The organism is Candidatus Oscillochloris fontis (genome assembly GCF_004138135.1).
Taxonomy (GTDB): Bacteria; Chloroflexota; Chloroflexia; order Chloroflexales; family Chloroflexaceae; genus Oscillochloris; species Oscillochloris fontis.
On the sequence record NZ_RYFD01000064.1, the window covers coordinates 1 to 16310 of the forward strand.

At 59.2% G+C, this 16310-nt stretch carries 12 protein-coding genes; 10 read left to right on the forward strand and 2 right to left on the reverse strand.

Going from position 1 to position 16310, the window contains the following annotated elements:
- Positions 1-85 precede the first annotated feature (85 nt).
- The 10 genes from EKD03_RS16685 (at position 86) to EKD03_RS16730 (ending at position 10632) form a co-directional block, all read left to right on the forward strand.
- Positions 86-1528 carry a glycosyltransferase family 4 protein gene (locus EKD03_RS16685; RefSeq protein ID WP_129633342.1) on the forward strand — a complete coding sequence of 481 codons (1443 nt, stop codon included), beginning with the start codon at positions 86-88 and terminating at the stop codon, positions 1526-1528.
- The gene (locus tag EKD03_RS16690) at positions 1518-3371 is read left to right on the forward strand and encodes an SLC13 family permease (RefSeq protein ID WP_129633344.1); all 1854 of its coding nucleotides are present in this window, start codon (positions 1518-1520) and stop codon (positions 3369-3371) included. The genes EKD03_RS16685 and EKD03_RS16690 overlap by 11 nt, the downstream gene beginning before the upstream one ends.
- Before the next feature lie 99 nt (positions 3372-3470).
- On the forward strand, positions 3471-5099 hold the full coding sequence (locus EKD03_RS16695) for a methionine synthase (RefSeq protein WP_129633346.1): 1629 nt from the start codon (positions 3471-3473) through the stop codon (positions 5097-5099).
- Between the two features lie 19 nt (positions 5100-5118).
- Positions 5119-6222: an NAD/NADP-dependent octopine/nopaline dehydrogenase family protein gene (locus EKD03_RS16700; protein WP_129633348.1), complete on the forward strand. Its 1104-nt coding sequence runs from the start codon at positions 5119-5121 to the stop codon at positions 6220-6222.
- 160 nt (positions 6223-6382) lie between these two features.
- Entirely contained in the window at positions 6383-6724 is a 342-nt protein-coding gene (locus EKD03_RS16705; protein ID WP_129633350.1) for a type II toxin-antitoxin system Phd/YefM family antitoxin, read from the forward strand.
- A gap of 3 nt (positions 6725-6727) precedes the next feature.
- Positions 6728-7105, forward strand: a complete 378-nt coding sequence (locus tag EKD03_RS16710; protein ID WP_129633352.1) for a NifB/NifX family molybdenum-iron cluster-binding protein — start codon at positions 6728-6730, stop codon at positions 7103-7105.
- Between the two features lie 109 nt (positions 7106-7214).
- On the forward strand, positions 7215-7682 hold the full coding sequence (locus EKD03_RS16715) for a PaaI family thioesterase (protein ID WP_129633354.1): 468 nt from the start codon (positions 7215-7217) through the stop codon (positions 7680-7682).
- 48 nt (positions 7683-7730) lie between these two features.
- Complete coding sequence (locus EKD03_RS16720; RefSeq protein WP_129633356.1) at positions 7731-8255, forward strand: protein-tyrosine phosphatase family protein; 525 nt, start codon at positions 7731-7733, stop codon at positions 8253-8255.
- Positions 8252-9085 carry an alpha/beta fold hydrolase gene (locus tag EKD03_RS16725; RefSeq protein ID WP_129633358.1) on the forward strand — a complete coding sequence of 278 codons (834 nt, stop codon included), beginning with the start codon at positions 8252-8254 and terminating at the stop codon, positions 9083-9085. Before EKD03_RS16720 ends, EKD03_RS16725 begins: the two co-directional genes overlap by 4 nt.
- A gap of 266 nt (positions 9086-9351) precedes the next feature.
- Positions 9352-10632: a glycosyltransferase family 2 protein gene (locus EKD03_RS16730; protein WP_129633360.1), complete on the forward strand. Its 1281-nt coding sequence runs from the start codon at positions 9352-9354 to the stop codon at positions 10630-10632.
- Between the two features lie 189 nt (positions 10633-10821).
- Here the strand turns inward: EKD03_RS16730 and EKD03_RS16735 are convergent, their stop codons facing one another.
- Positions 10822-12210 (reverse strand): glycosyltransferase family 4 protein, encoded by a 1389-nt coding sequence (locus tag EKD03_RS16735; protein ID WP_129633362.1) that lies wholly within the window; start codon positions 12208-12210, stop codon positions 10822-10824.
- Positions 12185-16201: a glycosyltransferase gene (locus EKD03_RS16740; protein ID WP_129633364.1), complete on the reverse strand. Its 4017-nt coding sequence runs from the start codon at positions 16199-16201 to the stop codon at positions 12185-12187. The genes EKD03_RS16735 and EKD03_RS16740 overlap by 26 nt, the downstream gene beginning before the upstream one ends.
- Positions 16202-16310: the final 109 nt, after the last annotated feature.

A 16310-nucleotide genomic window follows, 5' to 3' on the forward strand; every position in this document is an offset into this window, starting at 1 on the left:
ACCATCCTCGGATGGCACGCTGGGATGAAGCAGGAATTTCATCCGCTGATCACATGTGATCACGTAGAAAGTAGCAGGGTAGCCCATGGCAGACACGCCGCGTCCACCGCGTATCGCCTACTGCTCGCCGGTCAATCCGGCGGCATCGGGGATCGCGGACTATAGCGAGGAGTTGTTGCCCTACCTAGGGCAGTATGCCGAGATTACGCTCTTTGTTGAGGATGGGCTGAAACCGAGCAACCCGCAGTTGGGGCAGCATCTAGAGGTGCTGCCCTTACGGCGTTTGCCCAGCGAGTTGCGCCGCCGTGCGTATGATGGCATCGTCTACCACATGGGCAACAGCCCGGCCCACGCCGGGATCTGGCGTGCCGCCCAGCGTATGCCGGGGGTGGTGGTGCTGCATGAGTGGGTGTTACACCACTTTATGCTCTGGTATGCGGCGAATGTGCAACACGATGTGCAGATCTATGTGCGGGCGATGCGCGAGCGCTATGGCGAAGCGGGCGATCATATGGCGCAACTGATGATCCGCTCGCGCTTTACCGATGCAGCCTTCGGGTTCCCCTGCGCTGAGCCGGTGATCGCAGCGGCGCGCGGGCTGATCGCCCATAGCCAGTATGTGGTGGAACGGGCCGCCGCGCTGCGCCCGGAGTTGCCGTCGGCGGTGGTGCCGATGGGAGTCCCCTTGCCGCCCGTCATTCCGCAGGAGCAGGCGCGGGCACTGGTGGGGTTGCCCACAACAGCGGTGGTGTTGGCGAGTTTCGGCCACATCAACGCTTGGAAACGGATTGAACCGGCGCTGCGGGCGTTGCGCAGCCTGCGCGATGCTGGCCATGATGCGCGCTACATCCTGGTCGGCAGTGTCTCGCCCAACTATGATCTGGCGGGCCTAATTGGGCGCATGGGGCTGAGCGATGCGGTAACGATCACCGGCTATGTGCCACGTGCGCAGTTTGAAGCCTACGTGGCAGCGGCGGATCTGTGTATCAATCTGCGCCACCCCACCGCCGGTGAGACGAGCGCGAGCCTGTTGCGGCTGTTGGGAGCCGGACGGCCCACCCTGGTGAGTGCGGTGGGGTCGTTTGCCGAACTTCCCGCCGGGGTGGTAGCGCAGGTAGATGTGGAGGCGGCAGAATCGGATCTCCTGCTGGCCTACTGCCACCTGTTGCTCGAACGGCGCGATCTGGCCGAGGCATTAGGTGTACGCGCTCGCGCCTTTGTCGCCCGCGAGCATACCCTGGAGGCCGCCGCGTTGGGCTATGCACGGTTCCTGGCGCGTCTGTATGGCTGGCCAGTGCTACGGCGGCTACACGCGCACCCCCTGTGGAATCTCGAAACTGCCACCCCGCCGGAGCCACACCCACCTACCGCCACGCCAGCGATGGCGTCGAGCCTCGTGCGGGCGGCGGGGCAGGCGTTGGGCGACATGGGGCTAGATGCGCGGTATGAGGGCTTGTTACGCAGCGTCGCCGAGCGGATTAGCGAGATCGAGTCAGGAGATCCTACACGGAGTAGCGATGACCATTGATATTCTGATCGTCTTTGGCATCTTAGCAGGAACGATAGCCCTTTTTATCAGCGACCGTTTGCGGCTCGATCTGGTGGCGCTGCTGGCGCTGCTGGCACTGCTACTCACCGGCATTCTCACCCCCGCCCAGGCAGTGGCCGGGTTTGGTGATACCACCGTCATCCTGATCGCGGCGCTCTTTGTGGTTGGTGATGGCCTCTTCCAAACCGGGGTCGCCAATGCGATGGGGCGCTGGTTGGGGCGGGTGGCCGGGACGAATGAACTGCGCATCTTGGTGATGACCATGCTGGTGGTCGCGCCGCTCTCGGCCTTCATCAGTTCCACTGGCACAGTGGCGATCATGATGCCAGTGGCGGTGAGTCTGGCACGACGGGCGGGGTTTAGCCCCTCGCGGATTCTGATCCCGATGGCCTATGCCGCGCTGATAGGTGGCATGCTCACGCTCATTGGGACGCCCCCGAATCTTGTGGTGAGCAACGCCCTCGTCAGCGCAGGCCATGCCCCCTTGGGCTTCTTCAGCTTTATGCCGGTGGGGCTGATGATCCTGGTGGTGGGGGTTCTGTTTATGGCGCTGGTGGGGCGCAAGCTCGTTCCCGCCCGCATCAACCCAGATACAAGCGGGAGTCATCGCCAAGTCTCGTTGGCCCAACTCTCATCCGAGTACCTGCTGCTCCCCGATAGCATCGCCCGCCTGCGGGTGAATGCCACCTCGCCCCTGATTAGCCGCAACCTGGCCGAGAGTGGGCTGCGCACCCGTTATGGAGCCACGGTCGTGGCGGTGCAGCCCTGGCCAATTGGGCGTGCCGCACCAGAACATGCCCAACCCGCCCATGCGCGGACTCAACTCCGAGCGGGCGATCTGATCGAGGTGCAGATCCCAGCCGCACGGGTGGCCGAGTTGGTTCGTGAACAGGATCTGGCCCAGTTGCAGGTTGATCCCGATGCCGAATTGCTCAATCGGGATCTGCACATCATCGAGGTGGCGCTCACGCCCCGTTCGCGCTTCATTGATCGGACGATTCGGGAGATCAATGTGCGGAATACCTTCAATGTGACAGTTCTCGGCATTCGGCGGCTGGGCAAACCGTTGGCTGGCGATCTGGCGCAGATCGAACTTCAATTTGGTGACACCCTGCTGGTAGCGGGGTCAAGCGCTGCCTTGGCACCCGTCGTGCAGGAGCAGCGCTACTTTGGTGATTTTGTGGTCGCCTCGATACCGCGTGAACTAGAGGAGCGCTTCGCCGAAGCGATCTCGCCGCGTTGGCCGATTGCGGTGGCGATTATGCTGATCATGCTAGTGGCGATGGTGCTAGGTTGGTTGCCCACCATGACGGTAGCACTGTTGGCGGCGGTGGCAATGGTACTGAGCGGGTGCGTACCGATTGCGGGTGTTTACCGACGTATGAGTTGGGAGAGCCTGATCCTGATCGCGGCGATGTTACCCATGTCCACCGCCTTGCAGGAGACCGGCGGAGCGGCGCTGATTGCTTCGAGCCTCAGCAGCACCTTGGGGGCGATGGGGCCGTTGGCACTGATGGCGGGCATCTTTGTCCTCACCAGCCTCTTCAGCCAGTTCATCTCGAACACCGCCACGGCGGTGCTGCTGGCCCCGATTGCGCTAGAGGCATCCCTACGCATTGGGGTCAACCCGGAGCCGTTGCTGGTAGCCACCGCCTTAGCCGCCTCCACCGCCTTTGCCACCCCGATAGCAACCCCAGTCAATACGCTCGTACTGACACCGGGAGGCTACCGCTTTAGTGATTATGCACGGGCGGGGTTGCCGTTACAGATCTTGATCTTGGGGGTATGTTTGGTGGCTGTACCGTTCTTTTTTCCGTTTTGAATAGCGGTTCGCGCTTGGCACGGGCAAAGTCCTTGGGGCTGCGCCCCGAACCCCCACCGAAGATGGATTTCGCCTATGCCATACTGAGAGGGAAGGAACATGAAGACAGTCATCGCAGCAGCATTGGGCGAGTGTGTGCATGTCGCGGGGGTCATGAACTTCCTGCGGCTTGCCGAGGCAGCCGGCTGGCGCACCGTTTTTTTGGGGCCAGCGACACCGATTGGCGAGGTGTTGATGGCAGCGCAGCGCGAAGCGGCGACGTTGGTGGGGGTTTCGTACCGCCTGACCCCAGAGACGGGTGCGCAGTTGTTGGGCGAGTTTGCCGAGGCAGCGGATGATCTGGCGCAGACGGGGGTGCGGTTTGCCTTCGCCGGGACACCGCCAGTGGCGATGTTGGCGCAGAGTCTGGGCTTCTTCGAGCGCGTCTTTGATGGTAGCGAGGGTGACGAGCAGGTGCTGGCCTACCTGAAGGGCCAAACGCTCACCCAGCCCAGCGCCAGTGACTACCCACAAACCATGGTGGCGCGACGGCAGTGGAAGGCTCCCTTCCCGCTCATCCGGCACCACTTTGGCCTGCCCAGTATGGAGGCGACGGAAGCGGGCATCGCCCAGATCGCCGAAGCGGGGGTGTTGGATGTCATCTCGTTGGGGATTGATCAGGATGCGCAGGAGCACTTCTTCCACCCCGAACGCCAGGATGTGCGCCGGATGGGCGCGGGCGGCGTGCCAGTGCGCAGCATTGAGGACTATCAGCGCCTCTACGCAGCTAGTCGCCGGGGCAACTACCCGCTCATGCGCACCTACTCCGGCACCGACGACTTCATTGAACTGGCCGAGATGTATGTGCAGAGCATCAACATTGCATGGTGCGCCATCCCGCTCTTCTGGTTCAACGCCATGGATGGGCGCGGCCCCTGGGATCTGGAAGGCTCGATCCGCGAGCACCAGGCGGTGATGCGCTGGTACGGTACACGCGGCATCCCGGTGGAACTGAACGAGCCACACCACTGGGGCATGCGTGACGCCCCGGATACAGTGGTCGTGGCGAGTGCCTATCTCGCCGCGTACCATGCGCGGGCGGCTGGGGTGGGCGACTACATCGCCCAGTTGATGTTCAACAGCCCACCGGGGCATAGCGACGTGATGGATCTGGCGAAGATGTTGGCCATATTGGCCATGATCGAACCGCTCGCCAGCCCCACCTTCCGCATCTGGAAGGAGACCCGCACCGGCCTGCTGAGCTACCCGCTCGACCCCACCGCAGCGCGATCCCACCTTGCCACCAGCGTGTATCTCCAGATGGCGTTGCACCCCGACATCGTGCATGTGGTTGGGTATAGCGAAGCCGATCATGCGGCGACAGCCGAGGATGTGATCGAGTCGTGTGGATTAGCGCGGCGCAGCATTGCCAGCGCATTGCGAGGCCAACCCGACATGGCGGCGGATCGCCATGTACAAGCGCGGGTCGCCGAACTGGTTTCCGAAACCAGCATGCTGCTGGAGGCCATCGGCACAATTGCGGGAGCAGACGTGGATGATCCACTGCTCAACCCAGCCACACTGGCGCGGGCGGTACAGATCGGCCTACTCGATGCGCCCCACCTGCGCAACAACCGCTTCGCGCCGGGGAAGGTACGCACCCAGATCATCAATGGAGCATGTATCGCGGTCAACACAGTAGGTCAACCAATAGATGAGCGCAGCCGCATTCAGATGCTGATCGGCTAATTGCCTGGGAGGAACAGACATGCCCCCGACCCCCTACACCATCATCGGGGCCGGTAATGGCGGCAAAGCCATGGCCGCCCACCTCGCCCTCATGGGCTTTGAGGTCGCACTTTACAACCGCACCGCCGATCATATTTACGCCATCGCCAAACGGGGCGGGATCGAACTAGACAGTAATGACCCCAACCTGCGCGGATTCGGGCAACTCAAGTTGGTCACCTCGGACATACAGGCAGCCATCACCCATGGTCAGATCCTCATGGTGGTGGTACCCTCCTCGGCCCATGCCGACATTGCGCGGGCGTGTGCGCCGCACCTCCGTGATGGCCAGATCCTGCTCTTGCATCCGGGGCGCACCGGCGGGGCTATCGAGGTAGCGCGCCTGCTCCGCGATGCCGGATGTCGCGCTGATGTCACAGTTGCCGAGACCGAAACCTTCCTCTACGCCAGCCGCTCGGATGGCCCGGCTCAGGTACGCATCTTCCGCATCAAAGACGCGGTGCCACTGGCCGCATTACCTTCAACCCGAACCGACGCGGTGCTTGAGGCGATCAAAGACGCCTTCCCGCAGTACATCCATGGGATGAACGTACTGCACACCGGGCTGAACAACATGGGTGCGATCTTCCACCCGGCGCTCACCATCCTCAACGCCGGGCGGATCGAATCGACCAATGGCGACTTCCAGTTTTATCTGGACGGAGCCACGCCCTCGGTGGCACGGGTTTTAGAAGTGCTTGATCGTGAACGGGTAACGGTTGCCGCCGCACTCGGCATTCGTGCGCGTACTGCACAGGAATGGCTCGCTTTGGCGTATAATGCGACAGGCAACACGCTATATGATGCGATTCACAATCAGCCGGGCTATGTTGGAATCAAAGCCCCAGCGACCCTCTTCCACCGCTATATTTTCGAGGATGTTCCCATGAGCCTGGTGCCAATTGCGGCGCTTGGACAACGCTATGGGGTGGCGGTGTCGGGGATTGACAGCATCATTCGGTTAGCGTGCATTATCCACCGCACCGACTATTGGCGCAAAGGGCGTACCTTGGAACGCCTCGGCATCGCCTCGTTGAGTGTCACCGAGTTGACTCACTTTGTAGAGACAGGCGTGTGGGAGTAGATCATTTACAGTGGCTATTTCTATAAATAGAGATATACATAACTGCATAGTGAGGAACTACTCAACATTCATACTGTAGAGGTACTATACATCTACAAGCGATCTATGTTATCCTGTACGAGACTTATCCTGAGTACATCATAAGAAAAGATGTTCTGCTATGACCAGCCGGACAACTCTAAACTTGGATGTGGACCTTCAGCGCGGCGTTGTTCCCATCTCGAAGGCCGCCTCATCGCTTGCGTCACTGATCAAGCGAGCGAACAGCACCGGACGCCCGGTGATCGTCACCCAGAAGGGCTACCCCAGCGGGGTGCTACTGCCGATTGAACTCTTCACCCTCCTGAAAGAGCTTGCAGATGAGCATGCTCTGACTCCAGATGAGGTGAGCAGCGATGCTGACGAGAGCAGCAGCGAGAGCAGCCCCGTCGAAGAAGAACCAACCAGCAAGCCGCGTCGCAATTCGGGGCGACGGCGCAATGCGAAGATTAATGAGGAATAACCCATGAAGATCGCTCTAGTGAGTGATAACGGAACTACGATTAGTCGCCATTTCGGACGGGCACGCCAATATGTCGTTGTCACCGTAGAAGACGGAAACGAAGTAGCCCGCGAACTGCGATCCAAGGAAGATTGCCACTCGCACGGTCATGACCATGACCATGACCATGATCACAGCCACAGCGACCCGCGCCATGACGCAATTCTGGATGCCATCCGCGATTGCCAAGTGGTGATTGCGGGAGGTATGGGCGCAGGCATGGATCAGCGGCTACGCAGTGCTGGAATTAATGCCATTCGCACCCAAATTCCGAGTATTGAGATCGCTATCGAAAAGTATCTGAAGGGGCAACTCTCAGATATGGTCGAATTAGTTCATTAGTAGGGGCAAAGCATCGCCTCCTATGGGGTTTGAGCAACACAACCTGGGTTGGAGGGCAATGTTTCGCCCCTACCAACAATCAATGTTGAACGAAAGGTGCAATGGCGCAATGAGCGATCTCGCATTTCAAGACTACTACCCGGATGATCTGAGCCACTGTTATGGCTGTGGGCGGCTGAACGAGCATGGTATTCAGCTCAAGAGCCGCTGGGATGGTGAGGAGAGTGTGGCCTACTACACCCCCAAACCGTATCACACCGCCGTACCGGGCTATGTATATGGCGGCATGCTGGCTTCGTTAATTGATTGCCACGGAACAGGCACCGCAGCGGCGGCGGGCTATCGCGCCGAAGGGCGTGGAATGGATAGCGAGCCACCGCTGCGCTATGTGACTGCGGCACTCAACGTCAGTTACCTCCGCCCCACCCCACTGGGCGATCCACTTGAAGTACGCGGGCGGGTCAAAGAGGTCAAGGGGCGCAAGGTGGTGGTTGAGGCGTGGATCATCGCCGGGGGCGAGGTGTGCGTGCGTGGTGAGGTGGTTGCAGTGCAGTTGCCAGAGGCCATGCGACAGTAAGAATTTCCGGGAAGCTTGAAGCTTCCCGGAAATTCATGAGGAGTTGAGATGCAACCCATGGTCTACTGGTTCACCACCCCCGTTGGCGGACGACTGGGCACGCTGCCCCACCCACGTGGCGGTGCCCTGTTAGCCGAAGAGATGGCGGCCTTGCGGGCCGATGGTGTTGATGTCCTGATCTCGCTACTTGGTCTGCCAGAGCAGGAAGATAGCGGCCTTGAGGCTGAACCGAGCTTGGCGCAGGCAGAGGGAATGGAGTTCCGGTCGTTGCCGATCTTTGATTTTGCCACGCCACCGCTCGATGAAGACACGGCTGCCTTTGTGGCGGCGATTGTAGATGATCTGAAGGCGGGACGGTCGGTGGCGATTCATTGCTGGATGGGTATCGGGCGTTCATCAACCATTGCAGCGAGTGTGTTAGGTGTGCTGGGTATGGAACCCGATGAAGCCTTCGGGGTGATCAGTGCCGCACGGGGCCAGCCCGTCCCCGATACGGTTGAGCAGTGGCACTGGGTCGAACGCTTCATCCACGATTGGGTACATATCCGGCCCAAACATGTGGAGATTCCATGAGTGCGTCTCTCCTTCCTGCCCATGCTCCGCTCCTGCACACAACAGTGGCGGGGAGTCCCATCGCCTATCGTCGCCACGGACGGGGACGACCGCTGCTGCTCATTCATGGCTGGGGCGGTTCTTCCCGCTACTGGCGGGGTACCCTGGAGACATTAGCGGATCAGCATGATGTGATCGCCATCGATCTGCCAGGGTATGGCGATTCGCCCGCGCTACCTGGACATACCAGCGGGCGACAACTAGCCGAACTGGTGCTGGCATTTGCCGATCAATTGGGGCTCGATCAGTTCGATCTCAACGGCCACTCCTTTTCGGGTGGGGTGGCCGCCTACTTGGCGGCACGCGCTCCCCAACGGGTGCGGCGGTTGGTGTTGAGTAACTTCAGCACCTTTCGGAATGAGCGCGAACGCCAGATCGTGGATCAGGTGCATAAGGTGATGACGTTGTGGATGATGCTGCGTCGCCCCTGGATGGCCGAACGGCGCTTCTTCTACCGCACAGTCTCTAGTCGCTTTTTTTACCGAACCCCCAACGATGATGCGCTGCTGCGTGAGAGTTTCGCCGACTTTTTGAAGATGGATACGCAGACGGCGGTGGAGAGCGCGGCGAGTTCGAGCGATCCGGCGATCAACTCCGCCCTGCGCGAGATCCAGTGCCCAACCCTAATCATCGGGGCGCGCCACGACAACATCATGCCCACCCCCGGCACCTTTAAGGCCGCCGAGATGATCCCCACCTGTCGCCTAGTGTGGATCGAGCGCTGCGGGCACCTGCCGATGATCGAGCGCCCGGATGTCTACCACAGTTTGTTGGCGGAATTTTTGGGGTAGAGAGGCAATATGTTGCGTCTAGACGCAATATGTTGCGTCTCTACTAGACGCAATATGTTGCGTCTCTACTAGACGCAATATGTTGCGTCTCTACTAGACGCAATATGTTGCGTCTCTACTAGACGCAATATGTTGCGTCTCTACGTTCCAAACAACCCGCAATTCTCCCGCACCCAGGCAACCAACCGAGTCATTCTCTCGACCACGCTGACCTAGGGGGTGCCAATCTAGCCAACAACACCCATACTTAGCCCAGGATCGTCGCTATGCGCCCCAGTGTCTCGATTATTCTCGTCACCTATAACAGTGCGGAGCATATACCCACCTGCTGTGCTGCGCTGTGCGCTCTGGAGTATGAGCCACGCCCACAGATTGTGGTGGTAGATAATGCCTCGCAGGATGCGAGTGTGGCGCTGGTGCGTCAACACCTACCCACTGCGCTGCTCTTACCGCAAGCGCTGAACCACGGCTTTGGGGGAGGGGTGCAGATTGGCGTGGCGGCGAGCCATGGCGAGTATGTGGTGTTGCTCAACCCCGACACGCTGGTTGATGCGCACTGGCTCGATGATCTGATTGCGACGCTGGACATGCCAGGGTGTGGTATTGCGGGGAGCAAGATCCTCGATCTCGCGGGGCACACGATTCTGCACGCGGGGGGCCAGATCAGCCAGCCGGAGCTGCTCGCCAGCCATCGCGGCTATGGCGAGGTGGATCGCGGGCAGTACGAAGATACGCGGGTGGTGCCGTTTGTCACCGGGGCGTCGTTGGCGCTGCGGCGCAGCCTGTGGGATCGTCTGGGCGGGCTGGATGCGGGCTTCTTTCCGGCCTACTTCGAGGATATTGATCTCTGTTGGCGGGCCAAGGCATTGGGATGGGCGACCCGCTATGCGCCGGGTTCGGTGCTGCGCCACAGTGAGGGTGCCTCAACCGGCAGGGCCAGCGGAGCCTTCTACTACTACCACCACCGCAACCGGCTGCGCTTCGCCTGTAAGCATCTGCCCTGGCTTGATCTGTGGCGCACCTTCAGCCCTGCCGAAGCGCGGCGTTTAGCCCTAGCCGCCCCACTGGATCGCGCAGTGGCGGGGTTGGTCTACCGCGAGGCACTCCCTGATGGCCTCGCCATGCCCGATGCCCCAACCCAAGCCCAGATTCTGGAACACGGACGCATCCTGGCCAGCATCCCCGCGCAGATGCAAGAGCAACCCGATCTGTGGCCAGACGCAGCGCGGCTGCTCTTGGGCTACCCAGCCCCCCAACTCAGCGCACTGCTTGCCGCAACCGAAGCAACGGCACTGCTCCACGAGCATCAGTTCCACTCGCACTTGCCGTTGGTGGCCGCACTGCGCCGAGCCTGGAACAGTGTGGCCACGCGCTGGTATGTGTTGCCCGTGCTGCACCAGCAGACCCGCTTCAACCAGGCGGCGCATGCCAGCTTGGTGGCATTGCGCCAGCAGATGGATGGAGAGACGCAGGTGGCATTGCTGGAGACCCAGTTGCGTCAGGCGTTGCTCTGTTACCGGGTGGTGGCGGGTGGCGCCGCGACGTAGAGACGCAAAATCTTGCGTCTCTACATGTACGGGTGGCGCCGCGACGCAACGGGTGGCGCCGCGACGCAACGGGTGGCGCCGCGACGCAACGGGTGGCGCCGCGACGCAACGGGTGGCGCCGCGACGCAACGGGTGGCGCCGCGACGCAACGGGTGGCGCCGCGACGTAGGGACGCAAAATCTTGCGTCCCTACGACCGTTTCCTACGCTGCTCGATCCAGCGCAGCAGGCGCATCAAGCGCCCCGATTCGAGCCGCTTGATCAGATCTTCAAGCTGGGCAATATGGCGATTCTTCTCGGCAATCATCGCCTCTAACTTGGCCTCGCGTTTCATCGCGGCTGGCTTGGTGTGGGTATCGAGGCGTAGTCGGTCTGCGGCAGCGTATGGCTGGCGACAGAAGTTGACCAGCGGCTCTAGGCTGCGGCTCCAGGTAAACTGGGCGCGTACCGCGTCAAAGGTGGCCGCGTAGCGCCCACGCGGGTCGGGGCTGCTCGTGAGATCGAGCAGTGCTTGGGCAAAACCATCCACATCACCAATACCGACCGCGTAGCCCAGACCTTGCGCGACCACCGTATCGGCCAACGTGTCGCCGGAGGAGACCACCATCGGCAAGCCGGCCCAGATACAATCGAGGAGACGGGTGCGGAAGGCGAAGCGGGTCTCGATATGTTCTTGGTGGGCGCTCACCCCAATATCGGCTTCGAGCAGATAGTTGGCACGCTCATTGTATGGCACCCAGCGGTCGTTAAAGAAGACCGTCTGCCCCAAGAGGCCCAATTCTGCGGCGAGGGACACCGCCCGCTCATACATGGCCATTTCGGGCACATCGGCGGGGTTGGGGTGGCGTTTGCCAAGGAAGAAGAGCTTCAGCTTGGGGCGTTGGGCGCGGATACGCCCCATGGCCGCGATCACCGTGAGCGGATCGAGCCAATCCCAGATCCCGCCGCCCCAGAGGAGGATCGTATCATCCTCGGCAATGCCGGGTACCACGCCACGGAGTACGGGTTGGGTATGGATCGGCGGGGTATCGGGGCAGCCAAAGGGCACCACATCAATCAGCGAGCGGAACGTGGGATCATTGCGGTAGCCAGCGGGGCTCAGGCGGCCCGCGCTGGTGAGCATACCGACCCAGAAATCGCGTTGGCGCTCGCTGGCACAGAGGAAGAAATCGCCCACCTTGAGTTGGTCAACCAATGACGCAAGTGTGTGTTCGGCGATCTGCTGGCCCTGTTCGGCGGGATGCTTGATGAAGAGTTCCAAACCTTCTAGGTAATAGGGATCGTAGATGTCCACCACAAGGCGCTTGTTCAGTGTGCCGATCACCGGATAGCGCATGAGGCTATAGCCCTGGAAGATGATAATGTCGGACTGACCAGCGAGATTGCCGATGGTGTTCTCATCCTCACGCGCAAAGGCGATCATCTGCACCCCAGGCAGATTGAGGTCGGCGCGTTCCGGGGCGGCGAGGGTGACATAGGCGCTCGTACTCAGGCCACGCGCCATTTCTACCGCACGGATGCCGACCCCTGCCAAATTCTCCGAAATCGGGTCGCTACTGATGATCAAGACACGGTGCATCGTCATCCTCCAGCGTGGAGATCAACCGTGTGGCAACAGCCTCCATGGTAGTAGCAAAGATCTCGGCGGTAAATGCCTCTTCGTAACGAGTATAGGCGGCAGCACCAAGGTGCGTCCGTAATGTCGGCGACTCGATCAGTGTTGCTAGATGCTGGGCCAATGCCTGTGCATCACCAGCCGGAGCCAGTAACCCCTCCTGTTCATGACGCACTACTTCACTTACTCCACCCACATTTGTTGCCAAAATAGCCTTACTGAGCGCCATGGATTCCAATAGTGAAATCGGTAAGACTTCATCATAGGAAGAGATGGCAAATATGTCTGCACAGGCTAAATAGGCCAATGCTTGTTGATGATCCAGTTGTCCAGTAAAATAGACATTGCGCTTCGCAGACGGATGGCAGCGCAGGGTATAGTAGTAAGAGGCATCTAACACCGTACCGACCAGATAGACATCAAGTTGATCGCGCATAGCGGGTGGCAGATACGCCAAGGCATCAAGAAGGACATGCTGGCCTTTGCGATACTCAATACTTGCCAGTACCACCAGCGATACGCGCCCCGGATAGCTTAATTGGCGTTGAGATTGGATTTCAGGTGCAAACACCCCATGAGGAATGCACACGGGTGGCTTCATACGTGCAATATCGGCATAGCGTTGGGCAGTTGCAGATACAGGGAAGACAATCTCATCGGCCAAGGCAAACGCCTGGCGAATAGTCGGCTCGGCATCTACTAGATCGCGGCCAAAGCCAGACTCATGAATCCACCAAGCACATGGTACCTCAGTTGCATAGGCAGCGATCACCACCCGCCAGCCCAGGATCGTATTCACCCAGACCATATCATAATCCCGCACCACCATTGCGGCTCGAAGGGCATTATCATAGAGGCCCTCAACCACTCGCACACCAATCCCAGCCGCTTGGATAGCCGCAGCCAATGGCCCATCGTGTGGGGCGGCAATAGTAACCTGATAGCCACGCGCCTGCATCTGGCGTGCGAGTTGGAAGAGGATGAGAGGCGCACCACTCTGCGAGAACTCATGGCTACACAAGAGCATGTGGGGTGGGTGCGACACCTCCCGTTTATGGCGGAACGGTGCATCACGCAGATGGTGTGCCGCTGTTTCAACCCAGCGTGGGGCTGACGCCTCGGCGAGGTGGAAGGCCACCAGAATACGCGCCAAACGTTCAGCCCATGACTCCTCATTGCGTCCGGCTACCGCAGGAATGCGCTCTACTCCAGAGAGGTTAGGATTCACATACGGGTCACCTTGCGCAATCCAGGGTAAGAGTTCTACGGTTGCGCGTATCACATCGGCAACTGGAACATCAAGCCCCCGCGACGCACCCTCGTGGTGGAGGAGTGTCGTCCAAGGCGTATAGACCACCCGCAATCCCCGCGCATACGCATACAGACAGAAGGTAATATCACTAAACCCGATTCGGTAGCGATCATCAAAGCCGCCCACGGCAACAAAGACACCGCGGCGGGTCATGAGGCATGCCCCGGTTACGGCCAGCAGATCGCGGTACCATTCGGATGAGCCAAACGGCCCATAGAGCGGCGTTGCTACACCATCAAAGAGATGGCTGCCATGCCCACCCAAGCCGATAGCAATACCCGCATGTTGGGTTGTCCCATCAGGGCGTACCAACTTACACCCCACAACGCCGACTTCAGGACGTTCGATCCAGCCTACCAACTCATCAAGCCAATTGGCGCTGCGTACCTCAGTGTCATTATTCAGGAAGAGCAGCAGATCGCCCTTGGCATGGGCGACACCCAGGTTGTTCGCCCGCGAATAGTTAAACTCGCCGCTATAGGTGACAAAGGTGATACGCGGATTGGTGCGCAGTTCGGCATAGAAGGCCAGCGTCTGTGCATCGGTTGAGCCAGTATCCACCAGCACGATCTCATAGTGTGGGTAGGCAGTTTGGGTCAGAATAGACTGCACACATGCCCGAATCAGATCGGGTTTATCACGAGTGGGAATGATGATCGAAACAAGGCGACCCGCAGTTGGCCAGACGACATGCAGATCGCTAGGGCTGAGGCGGTGTACCTGGGCATTGGATGCCCCAATCCGATCCAAGTGGCTACGCAAAGCCCGCTCTTGGCCCGCGAGCGCCCAAGGTTTGGCATTCGCTTCCCGTGCTGCCGAACCAGGAACCTGACGCCAATGGTAGAGAATCTGCGGAATATGCGCAATCCGCTGGGTCTGATCAAAACAGCGCAGCGCCAGATCCCAATCCTGCGCCCCATCGGTGGCGGGATCAAAGCGACCCACCGTTTCCACCAGATCGCGCCGGAACAACCCGTGCATCAGGTAGTTGGTGGCCAACATGAGATCGGGGGAGCGTCCAGGCGGCTTAAACCAGGGGCTATGCCGCTGTGTACCATCCTCGGTGATCTTATCTTCATCAAAGTAGATCACATCCACATCAGGTTGGGCGGCAATACATTCGGCTAGGGCAAAGAGTGCGTGTGGTGCGAGCGTATCATCATGATCGGCCAAGAGGACGAACTCACCCTGCGCCATTGCCAACGCCGCATTCGAGTTCGCACTAATGCCGCCATTCGCGCTCAGATACTGTACACGAATACGGGGATCGGTTGCAGATGCCTGCGCCAAGATAGGCGCAATCTCAGGTTGGTTCGAGGCATCAGCGAAACAGACCTCCCAGTGATCATAGGTCTGCTGGCGTACCGAATCGATCATTGCCTGAAGGGTAGCCGGTGGTGGATTAAAGACGGGCGTGATAATACTGATCAATGGGCGTTGTGCGAGGTGCTGCGCCTGCTGGCGTTGTTGTGCGAGATCCTCCGCCGTTGGCTCATAATCAGCGATCCATCGCAGGTAGGGATCTGTATGTACCGGAAGCGCAGCCGCTGTTAGCGGCATACCGGGCATTGAGCGGCGCATACCGGGCATTTTGAGCAGTTCATCAGCAAGGCGACGTACCGCCCGTACCAGCAGAGGCTGGGGTGGGGGTGTGCCAGGGGGTGGAGGCAGAATGGGTGGGCTGTGCCGCAACTCACGCTGCACCGACATAAAGAGGCCCTGTTCAAAGGCGCGGATGATATTCTCTAGCCAGCCAATATACTGATCCCGGTTGCGTAGCTCTTTCTCAAGGTGATGAATGTAGAGATTAGGATTGGGTGGCGTATCGGCGGTTTTTCGTAATCCATGCGCCTCAGCCGAATCACACAGGGATTGGTAATCGAGTCGCGCAGTAATGGCAATGAGTTGCTGCTGTAACGCCAATACCTCGGCTTGCTGATGCACACGCTCCTTCTCTTGCTCAGTTTCCCGCTCATGAGTACGCTGCTCAAGCACCAATTCGCGCAGATCGGTGTTGGCCTTCCATAACTCCCAAAACCGGCGCTCATAATCACGCAGCAGGCGGTGAATTGGCTCGCTACTACGCCGAAATCGAATGGTCCATGGGCTTAAAAAACTCACATCAAAATCTACATCGCGTACAAACCCTTGACGCGCAAAGAGTTCGGCCCAATATTCGATTGGATGAACATTGCAACGGGTATCTGATTTGAAATCGAGTGGTACTGAGGAGAAGAGAATATCATCACTATGCATGCATAGGTTTACAATCGTCTGCTCGGCTTCTGCCTGCGACATATACTCCACAACCTCATTGCAGATAATGAGGTCGTAGTGTTGCCCAAATGCCGCGCTGATTGATCCTACACGCAGGAAAGGTCGCACTGTTTCTGGAGCTTGGCTGATTGCATACTCAGAAATATCTATCCCATCGGCTTCGATCTGGCGTAGTCGGAGTTGTTCAACCAATAAACCCAGGGCACAACCTGCATCAAGTACACGCTTAGGCTTAATATTTACAAGAATCTGATCCGCAATCTGCCCAAAGAAGGCCATCCAATATGTATCACGACGGTAGGGTCGAGTATAGTGCGTTGTATAATGATATTCGTTAAAGCGTTCTTGTGAATTTTGATCTATCATTACCAAATTCCTTTAGTTATATAGCTAGGTAACTCACCTTACGCAGTACGTATGTACGGATAAAGACGGTCTTTCGTGCCAGATCATGCTCCTTGCGTCGCCCGTAGCG